Genomic DNA, 12,597 nt, shown 5'->3' with positions numbered 1-12,597 from the left:
GGCATGCGGTGCGCAGACGGACGCTGGCTTTGCGTGCGGGTTGGCGGGCTTCGCCATGCGCTACTCGACGCCGTGGCTCAACGTCGTGCTACTTACGCCGCACCGCCGATGCCGCACCGCAGGCACAGGCACAGGCCGCGTCAGGCCACGCCGCCCCTGCCCGCTAAGCCCGCTAAGCCCGCTAAGCCCGCTAAGCCCGCTAAGCCCGCTAAGCCCGCTCAGCCCGCTCAGCCCGCCACGCGCACCACGCGCACCACGCGCACCAGGCGCACCAGGCGCACCAGGCGCACCACGCGCGCCATTCCACGCAAGTGGGCACTTACCACGCGGAGGACTAGGTCGAGGTCGAGGTTAAGGGCAACGCCAACGCCCACGCCACTACCCGAGCACCACGCCTTGCCAGACGAAAAACACCGTCAGCCCGATGGCGATAGTCACAAGCGGCCGCCGCGTCAGCGCGCTCGCCACGACAGCGGCCAGCGCGCCGACGAGTTGCGGATTGCGCCAGGTCAGCTCCGCGCCGACGTCGGCGCCATGTGGCGAAACCGCCATCGGCACGATGATCGCCGTCAGCACGGTGACCGGCACGAAGCCCAGAGCCGTGCGCACCAGCGGCGGAAACACCAGCCTGTCGCCGAGCACGAAGACGGCCGCCCGTATCACCCACGTGATGAGCGCCATGCCGAATATGAGAATCACGTAGTTCATCGCGACGCCTCCGCCGATCGACGCCCGCGCCGCGAACGCAGGGCCGGCGCCGACAGCACGACGCCGACCGCGACGCCCGCGAACACCGCGGCAAGCAGACCGAGTTTGTACGGCCACGCCTGCCACAGGAAGGCGAGCGTGCCCGCAGTCGTCGCAGCCGCGATGTAGCGCACCGCTACAAGTTGCGGCACGACGATCGCAATGAAGGTCGCAACCATCGCGAAATCGAGCCCGAGCGATTGCAGGCCGGGGAACGCCGCGCCAAACAGCAAGCCGCCCACGGTCCAGCACTGCCAGTTCAGATACATGGCGAGACCCGCGCCGAAGAAGTAATGCGGGCCCACCGTGCCCGGCTCGCGGTTGCGGTAGTGTTCCCAGGCGACGGCGAACACCTCGTCCGTGAGCAGCGCGGCGAGGGCCCAGCGCCAGCGCGCCGGCAAATGCGCGACATGCGGCGCAAGCGTCGCGCTGTACAGCACGTGACGCAAATTGACGACGAACGTGGTGGCGAGGATCACGGCGAAACTCGCGTGACCGGCAATCAGTCCGAGCGCTATGAACTGCGCGGAGCCGGCGAATACGACGAGCGACATCAACTGGCCCTGCCACAAGTGCAGCGGGCCGGACGCCACGAGCGTGCCGTAGATCACACCGAAGGGCGCCGAGCCGATCATCATCGGAATGATGTCGCGGGCGCCGGTGGTGAACTCCTTCAAACGTTTCGACTGGGTCAAGATTTGCCTCCTTGAGTCGGGAAGCATAGCGGGCGGCCCACGGCAGGACTTGTACGTTCTTGCGGACGATCGAAGCTCAGGTTCCTTGCCAGCGCCCCGGCGGCACGCCGAACATGCGCCGGAAATGGCGCGTGAAATGGCTCTGGTCCGTAAAGCCGCTGGCGGCCGCCACCTCGGTGACCGGCACGCCCGCGCGCAGCGGCGCGAGCGCGCGTTGCAAGCGCACCTGATTGCGCCACGCGTGCGGCGGCAGGCCGGTGCTCCGGTTGAACAGGCGCGCCGCGTGGAACGGCGACAACCCGGCGGCTCGCGCGAGCTCTGCAAGCGTGACCGGTTCGAGCAGGTCGCCCGTCAGACGCTCTTTCATTAGCGCGATGCGCATGTCGTCAGCTGGGGCGTGCGAGGGCTCCGGCTGCGTCTGTCCGTATCGCACGAGCAGCGTGGACAGTGCGTCGAGCAGCGCGGCTTCGGCGGCGAGCGCATTGGTACCTGTTTCGAGCAGGCGGTGCGCGTTCGCGAGCCGCGCGGCGAGATCGGGGTCGCGGATCACGCCCGGCGCGAACCATGGCTGCGGCTGCGGCTTGCCGGCGACTTCGTTGGCGAGTTCGTGGATGTATGGCACGGGCGCATACATCACCCGATAGCGCCAGCCGGCCTCCACCGCTTTCGAGCCCGTGTGCAGCTCTCCCGGATTGATGATCGGCACGCCGCCCGCTTCGGCGACATAGTCCGAGCCGCGATAGCGGTAACCCTCGGCGCCCGCGACGATCACCGGGATCGTGTACGCGTCATGCCAGTGCGGCGTGAATTCGTGGTCGTGATATTCGGCCGTGAGCAGATCCGCGCCGGGCAGAAGCGGCGTACGCCAATAACGGGCGGAATTGCGGAAACGATGGACAGCGGTCATGGCAGAGCTCTCGCACAGCCACTCAGTTTAGCGCGGCATCGCACACGCGGGCGCGGCGATGCGTGCCGAGCCGCTGCGCGCGACGTGCGCTTTTTCGTAGGATGCGGCCCGGCTGCGCAACGCGGCGGCGTCGGTCTGCTTACCTGAGCGGAATAGTCGTGCCGGCAGGCATCGGCACGGCGCTGACGCTGTTCTTCGCGCTGCCGCTTACCACCCGATCGCTGTAAGTGAGATACACCAGCGCGTTACGTTTGGTGTCCACCACGCGCACCACGTGCAACGACTTGAAGATCAACGACATGCTGACCGAGAACACATCGGCTTGCTGCTTCAACGGACCGCTGAAGTGAATCGGGCCGACCTGGCGGCACGCTATGGATGCCTCGGTGGGATCTTCGGCAATGCCCAGCGTGCCTTTGACGCCGCCGGTGCGCGCCCGCGACACGTAGCAGGTCACGCCTTGGACGAGCGGATCGTCGTAGGCCTCGACCACCACGCGGTCCGAACCGGTGATGCGGAAATTCGTATTGACGCTGCCGAGTTCTTCGCCGTGCGCGGGAAGCATGACGACAGTGGACGCGACTGCAAGGGCGACGTTCAGCGCCGCTGAAAGGGCGATGCGCGAAGGAGCGAGTTTCATGGGAGTGCCGACTGAGGAGCAAGGGGTGCGTGGGCAGTGCGGTTGCGCACTGCGAAGCCGCCATCGTATACCGCCTTTGCGGCAGGCGAGCGCCCCCGTCAACGCGCGTCGCATGACGCCGCACGATTACAGTCGCAGCGCACAAAAAGAAAAGGCCCGCACGGATGCGGGCCTTTCGAATTCTGGCTCCTCGACCTGGGCTCGAACCAGGGACCTACGGATTAACAGTCCGGCGCTCTACCGACTGAGCTATCGAGGAACAACAGTACAACTTGATCTACATAAAAAAGCCCGTCTTGGTTAACGGGCTTTTGCAATTCTTGGCTCCTCGACCTGGGCTCGAACCAGGGACCTACGGATTAACAGTCCGGCGCTCTACCGACTGAGCTATCGAGGAACAGAACAACAACAGCAGAGAAACGGAATTGTAGGAGCAGGTTAGGCGCCTGTCAATACCTTGGCTTCATCTCAAATTGGTCGGAGCGCGCAGGGTGCGTGACAGGCTGCAACGCTCAGCGCACTAGCAGCGCGAGCTTTTCCTTGACGTCCTTGAACTCGTCGGCTTCCGGCAGCGGCGCCTTGGTCTTCGTGATGCTCGGCCAGCTCTTGGCGAGATCCGCATTCAGCTCGATGAAGTTCTGCTGGTCGCCCGGCACGTCTTCTTCGGCATAAATGGCGTTCACCGGGCATTCGGCCACGCACACGGCACAGTCGATGCATTCATCGGGGTCGATCGCGAGGAAGTTGGGACCTTCGCGAAAGCAGTCCACCGGGCACACATCGACGCAGTCGGTATAGCGGCACTTGATGCAGCTCTCGGTCACAACGTGAGTCATTCAGGCAGCTCCTGCATGCGGAATCAGGGAAGGCGCAAACGCCAAAAGCGCTATTGTAACGTAACGTCAAGAGGCGCATGCAGCATCGCGCCATGCCTTTTATATGTTTTCGTGATTAGTTTATTGCGCGGGCAATGAATGACCGCGCGCGGCCGGGGCGGCGCCTGCTGGCCGCGGGTTCGAGCCTGAAGGGCGGCGCATTCGGGTAACATGCGTCAAGCCGGCGCGCACGAGGCGCGCCATATGCATGGGTTGAGTCAGGCCTTCCGTACTTCCTGCAGTCCAGTTCGCACCATCATGATTATTACTTCGCTGCTCGACACCGATCTGTACAAGTTCACGATGATGCAGGTGGTGCTGCATCACTTCCCGGCGGCCAACGTCGAGTATCGCTTCCGTTGCCGCACGCCCAACGTCGATCTCGTGCCGTACATCGGCGAAATTCGCAACGAGGTGCGCAAGCTCTGCGAGTTGCGCTTTACCGACGACGAGCTCGACTACCTGCGGCGCATGCGCTTTATCAAGGGCGACTTCATCGAGTTCCTCGCGCTCTTTCATCTGAACGAGAAGTACATTTCTATCGAGCCCTCGCCGAAGAACAACGGCGAGATCGACATCGAGATCAAAGGCCCGTGGCTGCATACGATCCTGTTCGAGATCCCGATGCTCGCGATCGTCAACGAGGTCTACTTCCGCAACACGCAACAGGAACCGGACTACAGCGAAGGTCGCGGACGCCTCGTCGAAAAGATGAAACTTCTTGGCGCGCGACCCGAATTCGCCGACTGCAAGATCGCCGATTACGGCACGCGGCGCCGCTTCTCGAAAGAGTGGCACGAGGAAGTCATCCTCACCCTGAAGGATGGGTTGGGCGAACAGTTCGCCGGCACGAGCAACGTGTTCTACGCAATGAAGCACAGCCTCACGCCGCTCGGCACGATGGCGCACGAGTATCTGCAGGCATGTCAGGCCCTCGGCCCCCGGCTGCGCGATTCGCAGATTTTCGGCTTTGAAATGTGGGCGAAGGAGTATCGCGGCGACCTGGGCATTGCCCTGTCCGACGTCTATGGTATGCAAGCGTTTCTGCGCGACTTCGACATGTACTTCTGCAAGCTGTTCGATGGCGCGCGTCACGACTCGGGCGATCCGTTCGACTGGGGCGAGCGCCTGCTCAAGCACTACGAGGCGAACCGTTGCGACCCGCGCACGAAGATCCTGGTGTTTTCCGACGCACTGGACATTCCCAAGGTGCTGCAACTCTACGAGCGCTTTCGCGGCCGCTGCAAACTCGCGTTCGGCGTGGGCACCAATCTGACCAACGACCTCGGCTACAACCCGTTGCAGATCGTAATCAAGATGGTTCGCTGCAACGGGCAGCCGGTGGCCAAGCTGTCGGATTCGCCGGGCAAGAACATGTGCGAGGACAAGGCTTATCTGGCCTATCTGCGCCAGGTGTTCGGCATCGCGCAGCCTGAGGAAGAGGCGGCAAAGTAGCACCGCGAAAAGCGCAGGCAGGGCGCTCGCCGGGCGCAGCTCGTAGCGCATCTCTCGCGTGCGCGAGGTGTTCCTATGCCGTCCGGCCAGGGTGTTCGCGCGGAGGGCGGCCGGTATAATTCCCCGACATGCAAGGCTTGCATATCGCACGGCTGTCGACACGAGGACTCTCGAGGACTTTCGCATATGGACACATCGACTGCCCGCCGCAACATCCTGGCGCGCATCCGCGCGGCACAAGGCCGGGAGCCTGAACCCGCCGCGTCCGAGCGCGAGGCCGCGGCGGACTACCTGGCGCGCCATCCGCAGGGACCGCGCCCGGACATGCCGCCTGATCTGACCGCGCGCTTTATCGAAGAAGCGCAAAAAATGGCGACCACCGTGGACACGGTCGAGTCGCTGGCCGAAGTGCCGGCTGCTGCGCGCCGCTACCTGGTCCAGCACGGGTTGCCTTTGCAAGCCATTGCGTGGCAAACGCTGCAGGATCTGCGCTGGGTCGACGCGGGCCTGACTGTCGAATTTCGCAAGCCGCGCGACGGCGACGTGGTGGGCCTCACTGGCTGCTTCTGCGCCACGGCCGAGACCGGCTCGCTCGTGCTGCTCTCCGGGCCGCAGACATACGCATCAGCAGGTCTGCTTCCGGAAACGCACATTGCAATCGTGCCGGCTTCGCGCATCGTGTCAGGACATGAAGAAGCGTTTGCGTTGATCCGCAGCGAGCGGGGCGAGCTTCCGCGTGCGGTCAACTTCGTATCGGGGCCTTCGCGTACCGGCGATATCGAACAGACCATCGTGCTGGGCGCACACGGTCCTTACCGCGTGCATGTGATCGTCGTACTCGGCGCCTGAACCGCGTGTCGGGTCGTTCTGCGCGGACAGGCCGGTCCGCGCTTTTCATCGCAATTTCAAAGAAGGAAGTTCCAGAATATGAATCGACGTGCGATGCCGTCGAGCATGGCGCTCGCGGCCGTACTCATGTTGACGGGTTGGCCTCAGCTTGCGTGCGCTGCCACTCTGAACGGCGCCTCGCTATCCGCGCTTTGGGCACTGCCGTTTGCAGGCGTGCTGCTCTCTATCGCAGTGTTTCCGCTCGTTGCGCCGGCTTTCTGGCATCACCATTTCGGCAAGATCGCAGCGGCGTGGGGGCTGGCGTTTCTGGTGCCGTTCGCTTTTGCCTTCGGCGCGCCTGTCGCGTTCGGCACGCTCATGCATGCGTTGCTCGAAGAATATATTCCGTTCATCGTATTGCTGAGCGCGCTTTACACGGTCGCGGGCGGGATTTGCGTGCGTGGCAATTTGCACGGCACGCCGCGCCTGAATGCAGCGATTCTTGCGCTCGGCACCTTGCTCGCGAGCGTAATGGGCACCACCGGCGCGGCCATGCTGCTGATCCGGCCGTTGCTGCGCGCGAACGACAATCGCCGGCATGTCGTGCACGTGGTGATCTTCTTCATCTTTCTGGTGGCCAATGCGGGCGGTTCGTTGTCGCCATTGGGCGACCCGCCGCTCTTCCTTGGCTTTTTGCAGGGCGTCGATTTCTTCTGGACCACTACGCATCTCGCGCTGCCAATGTTGTTTGTTTGCGGTGTGCTGCTGATTGCGTTCTATTGCCTCGATTCGTATTATTTCCATCGGCGTGAAGAGGAGCGCGCGCGGTTTCTGGACCCGACGCCCGACTCGCCTGCTCTCGGTATCGACGGCAAGATCAACTTCGTTCTGCTCGCTGTGGTTGTCGGCCTCGTGTTGATGAGCGGCTTGTGGAAGCCAGGTGTGAGCTTCGACGTGTTCGGCACTCACGTGGCCTTGCAAAACGCGGTGCGTGATGTCGCGCTGATCTGCGTCACGGTGCTGTCTCTCGCGTGGACTCCGCGTGCGGCTCGCGCGGGCAATGACTTCAACTGGGCGCCAATGGAAGAAGTCGCCAAGCTCTTTGCCGGCATCTTCGTGACGATCGCGCCTGTCATCATGATGCTGCGCGCGGGGGAGGCCGGCGCGTTTGCGGGCGTGGTCCATCTCGTCACCGATTCCGCTGGGCAGCCGCACAACGCCATGTACTTCTGGGCAACGGGCCTGCTATCTTCGTTTCTCGACAACGCGCCCACGTATCTCGTGTTCTTCAACCTGGCCGGCGGCGACGCTGCCTCGCTGATGACCACGGGCGCCACCACGCTTGCCGCGATCTCGGCGGGCGCAGTGTTCATGGGCGCGAACAGTTATATCGGCAATGCGCCGAACTTCATGGTCAAGGCCATCGCGGAGTCGCGCGGTGTGCGCATGCCGAGTTTTTTCGCTTATCTGGCCTGGTCGGGGGCAGTGTTGTTGCCGCTTTTTCTCGTCACCGGCTGGCTGTTTTTCTGACACTGAGCTTGCTGCCGAGGCCGTCGAACTCGCCACGCTACACGGAGAATTGCAATGCAGAAGATACTCGTCGCCCGTCCGATCTTTCCTGACGTGATCGAACGGCTTCAACGGTATTTCGACGTCGACTGGAATCAGGGCGACGTGCTGTCCGCGCAGGAGTTGAAGCGCCGCCTCGCCGACAAGGACGGCGCGCTGACGGCGGGCGACCCGATCGGCGCCGATGTCCTTGCGGCCGCGCCGCGTCTTCGCGTGGTGTCGAACATGGCGGTGGGCTACAACAACTTCGACATGGCTGCGTTCAACGCGGCGAACGTGCTGGGCACGAACACACCCGACGTGCTGAACGAATCGACCGCGGACTTCGGCTGGGCGCTGATGATGGCCGCAGCGCGGCGCATTGCGGAATCGGAGCACTGGCTGCGTGCCGGCAAGTGGCAGAAATGGTCGTACGACGGTTTTCTCGGCAGCGACCTCCACGGTTCGACATTGGGCGTGATCGGCATGGGCCGGATCGGCCAGGCGCTTGCGCGGCGTGCGCGCGGCTTTAACATGCAGGTGCTTTATCACAACCGTTCGCGCGTTGCGCCTGAAATCGAGGCCGAACTGAACGCCGAATACGTATCGAAGCAGGATCTGTTGCGGCGTGCCGATCACGTGGTGCTGGTTCTGCCGTACACCAAGGAAAACCATCACACGATCGGCACTGCCGAACTCGCGCTGATGAAACCCACGGCCACGCTGACCAATATCGCGCGCGGCGGCATTGTCGACGATGCCGCGCTCGTCGAGGCGCTGCGCGCAAAGCGGATCGCGGCGGCCGGGCTCGATGTGTACGAAGGCGAGCCGAACCTGAACCCGGACCTGCTTACAGTGCCGAATGTCGTGCTGACGCCGCATATTGCCAGCGCAACGGAAGCGACGCGCCGCGCGATGGCCAATCTTGCCGCGGACAACCTGATCGCCGCTCTCGGCGAAGGTCCGCGCGCGGGCCAGCCGCCCAATCCGATCAATGCCGAAGTAATCGGCCGGGCGCGTGCATGACGATGATTCTGGTCGGAGCCGTCGCCGTGCTGGCGGTCGCTCTCGTGCTTGCTGTGGCTTTGCTCATGCGCGGCCAGGGCGGCGTCGGCGAGCACGAACAGTTCGAACTGCTGAGCCAGCGCGTCGACGCGGCAGCCGATGCGCAGGCGCACGCGTACGAGCGTCTCGAGCGGCAGTTGCGCAATGACATTGCCGAGACGGCGCGCGTGTCGCGCACCGAGCAGAGCGGCGGCTTCGCGCACTTTCAGCAGACGCTGGCCGCGCAATTCGGCAGCATGACGACCGTGCAGGCCGGCAAGATCGACGGCTTTGCCCAGCAACTCGACGCAGTGCGCCACAGTCTGCAGCAACAGGCGCAGCAGGCGCGCGACGAGCAGGGCCGCTCGCTCAAGCAGTTCGGCGACACGCTCAGCCTGCAACTCGGTCAACTCACCGAGGCGAACGATCGGCGCTTCGCTGAAGTTCGCGCGACCATCGAGCAGCGGCTCAAGGACATCGAGTCGAATAACGCGAGCAAGCTGGAGGAAATGCGGCGCACGGTCGACGAAAAATTGCATGCCACGCTTGAACAGCGCCTTGGCGAGTCGTTCAAGCTGGTATCCGACCGACTCGAGCAGGTGCATCGCGGGCTCGGCGAAATGCAGACGCTCGCGGCCGGCGTCGGCGACCTGAAAAAGGTGCTGACGAACGTCAAGACGCGCGGCACGTGGGGTGAAGTGCAACTCGAAGCATTGCTCGAGCAGATGCTCACCGCGGATCAGTACGCGAAGAACGTCGCCACGGTGCCCAGGAGCGCGGAGCGCGTGGAGTTCGCTATCCGCTTGCCGGGACGAACGGAGGCGGGCGGAACGGTGTGGCTGCCTGTCGACGCGAAGTTTCCGCGTGAGGACTACGAGAGGCTGATCGACGCGCAGGAACGCGCTGATCCGCTTGCGGTGGAAGAAGCGTCGCGTGCGCTGGAAGCACGGATTCGCGCCGAGGCGCGCAGCATCGCCGAAAAATACGTGGCGCCGCCGCACACCACCGACTTCGCGCTGCTATTCCTGCCGACCGAAGGGTTATACGCCGAGGTGCTGCGTCGGCCGGGCCTCTCGGATCTGCTGCAACGCGATTATCGCGTGACGATTGCCGGGCCTACTACGCTCACCGCGCTGCTCAATAGTTTACAGATGGGTTTCCGCACGCTCGCCATAGAGCGGCGCTCGAGCGAGGTGTGGCAGGTGCTCGGGGCCGTCAAGACGGAGTTCGGCAAATTCGGCGATGTGCTCGCGAAGACGAAGTCGCAGCTTGAAACGGTCACGCGTTCCATCGAGGCAGCGGAAACGCGCACGCGGGTCATGAACCGCAAGCTGCGCGAAGTGGAGGCGCTGCCCGGCGAGGAGGCACATGGCGTGATGGGCGGCGCGTTGCCGGGTATCGATCCCGACGAGCAGTGACGCGGGCCGCCGCGCAGGCATGGCCCGCCGGCGCAGCAGTAACGGTGCGCTACCAAACCCGCATCAGGCTTCTTCCGGTGCGTCGGTCAGCTGGATCTCAATGCCGCCGAAGCGCGATGCGACCCAGTTGTATGCGTGGCAGGCAATCCACAGCAGGATAAAGCCGAGAATCGCATTCAACAGCAGCGCGCTGAACACAGTGCTCAGTTCGACCGAGCCGTAGCGCACGAACGCCACCAGCACGCCCAGCAGCACGATAGGCACCGAAAACGTCAGGTAGACGAGGATGAGTGCTTTGGCCGTTTGTCCCGGTGCGATGAACGAGATCTGTTTTTTCATGTAAGTCAAACCCGCATGTCGTAGTGGTAATGGGTAAAGCAAAACGTGCAAAGCGTGACCGCGATGGAAGCGCCGCGCCGTGAAAGCTTGTGAAGCGGCTAGATCAGGCCGTGGAACAGCATGATACTGACGCGTTCGCCCTCGCCAATGTCGCCTTCTTCATGGCCGAGCACGATGAAACAGTTGGCCTCGCTCATCGAACTGAGCACGCCTGAGCTTTGCGAGTCTGTCGGCGTGACCTGCCATTCGCCGTTGGCATCCTGGGTGGCGACGCCGCGCTGAAACTCGGTTCGACCGGGCCGTTTGCGAATGGACCGCTGGCTCGCGGCGTGAATTACGGGCAGCGCCTGCGGTGTTGCGCCCGAGATGCGCAGCAGCACGTCACGCACGATCTGATAGAACGTCACCATGACCGCCACGGGATTGCCCGGCAGTCCGAAGAATAGCGCAGGCAGCCCGAGGCCCGGCCGCTCGCCCGACCAGATGCGGCCAAACGCGAGCGGGCGGCCCGGGCGCATGGCGAGGCTCCAGAATGCGACGTCGCCGAACGTTTGCAGCAACTGCCTCGTGAAATCCGCTTCGCCAACGGAGACGCCGCCCGAGGTCAGCACCACGTCCGCGCTCGCCGCGGCGGTGCGCAGGGCGGCCTCGAGCGCGGCGGGTTCGTCGCGGATCACGCCAAGGTCGAGCGTGTCCACGTTCAGGCGCCGCAGCATCGCAAACAGCGTATAGCGATTGCTGTCATACACGCAGCCCGCTTCGAGCGGCTCGCCAAGGGAGCGCAATTCGTCGCCGGTCGAAAAGAACGCGACGCGCACACGCCGCCGCACGTTGACTTCACCGATTCCGAGCGAAGCCAGCAAGCCAAGGTCGGACGCCCGAATCACGCGGCCCGCGCGCAACGCCGGGTGGCCGCGAGCCAGGTCTTCGCCGGCGCGGCGGCGGTTGGCGCCGGCCACGACGGCGTCGGCGGCAAAGCGGATGGATGTGGAATCGGCGCTGCGCTCCGCCAGTTCTTGCGGCACCACCGTGTCGCAGCCGTTCGGCATGCAGGCGCCCGTCATCACGCGCACGCATTGCGCGGCTTGCACGTGGCCCGCGAACGGATGGCCGGCCAACGCCTTGCCCGCCACCGTCAGCGCCACGGACGGCGAGCCCTGTGCCAACGCAGTGCTGCTGAACGCATAGCCGTCCATCGCCGAATTGTCGTGCGACGGCACGTCGATCGGAGAAACGATGTCCGAGGCGAGCACGCGTTCCAGGGCATCGCGCAATGCCACGCGCTCGACGGCTGTGACCGGCGCCGCCCACTCGCGAGTGATCGCCTGAGCGGCCGAAACGGGCAGCGCGTGAGGATCGTACTGCGCGACGCAGCGTGAAAATTCGTTATGCGTGGTCATCAAGAAGCTGGACGTCGCGGCCGGCGGCGGAGTGCACTTGCCGTGCGGCGGAGCGGGATTTCAGCCGGGACCCCGAAGATGCTCGAGGTCGGCGAGTTCTTGTAAAGAATTGATATTGTAAAACGCGCGCTCGTCGGTAAAGGCGACTTCCACGGTCTTGTGGCGCGCGTACCACGCGCGCACCTTGCGCTCGCCGGCGTCGAGAAAGGCCGCGAGATCGTCGGCGAGACTCGTGCGCAGCAGTGCGAATACGGGATGGAGCGAGACGTTGCCCCCGGCGTCCGAAGTGGTGACGGTGGCAATGTCGGCGCCGTTTGCTGCGAGTGCGTCCGCTAGGCGCTCGGCCAGGTCCGCGGGCAGCCATGGCGTGTCGCACGGCGCGCTCAGCAGGTAGTCGCTATGGGCCGCGCGCAAACCGGCGAGCAGGCCGGCCAGCGGGCCGGGAAATTCGGGCACAGTGTCCGCGACGATCTTCGCGCCGAACGGCGCGCCCAATGAGGCATAAAGGTCAGGGTGACGGTTCGCGCTGATCAGCAGCGCGCCGGTTTGCGGGGCAAGGCGTCTTAGCACGTGGACGGCGAGCGGTTCGCCATGCAGCGCTTGCAGGCCTTTGTCGACGCCGCCCATGCGCGTGCCGCGCCCGCCCGCGAGCACGAGGCCGGTAAGCTGGTCGCGTGTCGGCCGCCCGATTGCGTGCATGC

General features: G+C 64.3%; 13 protein-coding genes and 2 tRNA genes. 5 read left to right on the top strand and 10 right to left on the bottom strand.

The window, feature by feature from the left end:
* Positions 1-378 precede the first annotated feature (378 nt).
* The 7 genes from JNB89_RS22750 to fdxA form a co-directional block, all read right to left on the bottom strand.
* Entirely contained in the window at positions 379-708 is a 330-nt protein-coding gene (locus tag JNB89_RS22750) for an AzlD domain-containing protein (protein WP_220363668.1), read from the bottom strand.
* Positions 705-1,469, bottom strand: coding sequence for an AzlC family ABC transporter permease (locus JNB89_RS22745; protein WP_220363667.1), 765 nt, complete (start codon positions 1,467-1,469; stop codon positions 705-707). The genes JNB89_RS22750 and JNB89_RS22745 overlap by 4 nt, the downstream gene beginning before the upstream one ends.
* 49 nt (positions 1,470-1,518) lie before the next feature.
* Complete coding sequence (locus JNB89_RS22740; protein WP_220363666.1) at positions 1,519-2,349, bottom strand: helix-turn-helix transcriptional regulator; 831 nt, start codon at positions 2,347-2,349, stop codon at positions 1,519-1,521.
* Between the two features lie 139 nt (positions 2,350-2,488).
* Complete coding sequence (locus tag JNB89_RS22735) at positions 2,489-2,989, bottom strand: CreA family protein (protein WP_220363665.1); 501 nt, start codon at positions 2,987-2,989, stop codon at positions 2,489-2,491.
* 183 nt (positions 2,990-3,172) lie between these two features.
* Positions 3,173-3,248 (bottom strand) — tRNA-Asn (locus tag JNB89_RS22730).
* Positions 3,249-3,310: 62 nt separating this feature from the next.
* A tRNA-Asn gene (locus JNB89_RS22725) sits at positions 3,311-3,386 on the bottom strand.
* A gap of 115 nt (positions 3,387-3,501) precedes the next feature.
* Positions 3,502-3,825 carry a ferredoxin FdxA gene (gene fdxA, locus JNB89_RS22720; protein WP_013340080.1) on the bottom strand — a complete coding sequence of 108 codons (324 nt, stop codon included), beginning with the start codon at positions 3,823-3,825 and terminating at the stop codon, positions 3,502-3,504.
* Positions 3,826-4,122: 297 nt separating this feature from the next.
* On the opposite strand from fdxA, the gene pncB reads away from it, so the two are divergent.
* From pncB to JNB89_RS22695, 5 genes are all read left to right on the top strand, one after another.
* Positions 4,123-5,319 (top strand): nicotinate phosphoribosyltransferase, encoded by a 1,197-nt coding sequence (gene pncB / locus JNB89_RS22715; RefSeq protein ID WP_027214235.1) that lies wholly within the window; start codon positions 4,123-4,125, stop codon positions 5,317-5,319.
* A gap of 186 nt (positions 5,320-5,505) precedes the next feature.
* Positions 5,506-6,168 (top strand): LutC/YkgG family protein, encoded by a 663-nt coding sequence (locus JNB89_RS22710; protein WP_220363664.1) that lies wholly within the window; start codon positions 5,506-5,508, stop codon positions 6,166-6,168.
* A gap of 78 nt (positions 6,169-6,246) precedes the next feature.
* Positions 6,247-7,677, top strand: a complete 1,431-nt coding sequence (locus tag JNB89_RS22705) for a sodium:proton antiporter (protein WP_220363663.1) — start codon at positions 6,247-6,249, stop codon at positions 7,675-7,677.
* 54 nt (positions 7,678-7,731) lie between these two features.
* Positions 7,732-8,721, top strand: a complete 990-nt coding sequence (locus JNB89_RS22700; RefSeq protein ID WP_135892773.1) for a 2-hydroxyacid dehydrogenase — start codon at positions 7,732-7,734, stop codon at positions 8,719-8,721.
* Positions 8,718-10,157, top strand: a complete 1,440-nt coding sequence (locus JNB89_RS22695) for a DNA recombination protein RmuC (RefSeq protein WP_220363662.1) — start codon at positions 8,718-8,720, stop codon at positions 10,155-10,157. The genes JNB89_RS22700 and JNB89_RS22695 overlap by 4 nt, the downstream gene beginning before the upstream one ends.
* Positions 10,158-10,220: 63 nt before the next feature.
* Here JNB89_RS22695 and JNB89_RS22690 read toward each other — a convergent pair whose 3' ends face one another.
* The 3 genes from JNB89_RS22690 to mobA form a co-directional block, all read right to left on the bottom strand.
* On the bottom strand, positions 10,221-10,496 hold the full coding sequence (locus JNB89_RS22690) for a hypothetical protein (RefSeq protein ID WP_006053283.1): 276 nt from the start codon (positions 10,494-10,496) through the stop codon (positions 10,221-10,223).
* Between the two features lie 98 nt (positions 10,497-10,594).
* Entirely contained in the window at positions 10,595-11,896 is a 1,302-nt protein-coding gene (gene moeA, locus JNB89_RS22685; RefSeq protein WP_220363661.1) for a molybdopterin molybdotransferase MoeA, read from the bottom strand.
* Between the two features lie 60 nt (positions 11,897-11,956).
* Positions 11,957-12,595, bottom strand: a complete 639-nt coding sequence (mobA, locus tag JNB89_RS22680; RefSeq protein WP_220363660.1) for a molybdenum cofactor guanylyltransferase MobA — start codon at positions 12,593-12,595, stop codon at positions 11,957-11,959.
* Between the last annotated feature and the right edge of the window lie 2 nt (positions 12,596-12,597).

This window comes from Paraburkholderia phenoliruptrix, from assembly GCF_019511605.1.
Lineage (GTDB): Bacteria > Pseudomonadota > Gammaproteobacteria > Burkholderiales > Burkholderiaceae > Paraburkholderia > Paraburkholderia phenoliruptrix_A.
The sequence above is the reverse complement of the archived record's forward strand: the minus strand, read 5'-3'. Positions and strand labels throughout refer to the sequence as shown.

Excerpts from the sequence above, each read along its gene's own strand:
- JNB89_RS22695 (WP_220363662.1), top strand. The coding sequence starts at position 8,718 with ATGACGATGATTCTGGTCGGAGCCGTCGCCGTGCTGGCGGTCGCTCTC.
- JNB89_RS22700 (WP_135892773.1), top strand. The coding sequence starts at position 7,732 with ATGCAGAAGATACTCGTCGCCCGTCCGATCTTTCCTGACGTGATCGAA.
- JNB89_RS22735 (WP_220363665.1), bottom strand. The coding sequence starts at position 2,989 with ATGAAACTCGCTCCTTCGCGCATCGCCCTTTCAGCGGCGCTGAACGTC.
- JNB89_RS22710 (WP_220363664.1), top strand. The coding sequence starts at position 5,506 with ATGGACACATCGACTGCCCGCCGCAACATCCTGGCGCGCATCCGCGCG.
- pncB (WP_027214235.1), top strand. The coding sequence starts at position 4,123 with ATGATTATTACTTCGCTGCTCGACACCGATCTGTACAAGTTCACGATG.
- moeA (WP_220363661.1), bottom strand. The coding sequence starts at position 11,896 with ATGACCACGCATAACGAATTTTCACGCTGCGTCGCGCAGTACGATCCT.
- mobA (WP_220363660.1), bottom strand. The coding sequence starts at position 12,595 with ATGCACGCAATCGGGCGGCCGACACGCGACCAGCTTACCGGCCTCGTG.
- JNB89_RS22690 (WP_006053283.1), bottom strand. The coding sequence starts at position 10,496 with ATGAAAAAACAGATCTCGTTCATCGCACCGGGACAAACGGCCAAAGCA.
- JNB89_RS22740 (WP_220363666.1), bottom strand. The coding sequence starts at position 2,349 with ATGACCGCTGTCCATCGTTTCCGCAATTCCGCCCGTTATTGGCGTACG.
- JNB89_RS22750 (WP_220363668.1), bottom strand. The coding sequence starts at position 708 with ATGAACTACGTGATTCTCATATTCGGCATGGCGCTCATCACGTGGGTG.
- fdxA (WP_013340080.1), bottom strand. The coding sequence starts at position 3,825 with ATGACTCACGTTGTGACCGAGAGCTGCATCAAGTGCCGCTATACCGAC.
- JNB89_RS22745 (WP_220363667.1), bottom strand. The coding sequence starts at position 1,469 with ATGCTTCCCGACTCAAGGAGGCAAATCTTGACCCAGTCGAAACGTTTG.
- JNB89_RS22705 (WP_220363663.1), top strand. The coding sequence starts at position 6,247 with ATGAATCGACGTGCGATGCCGTCGAGCATGGCGCTCGCGGCCGTACTC.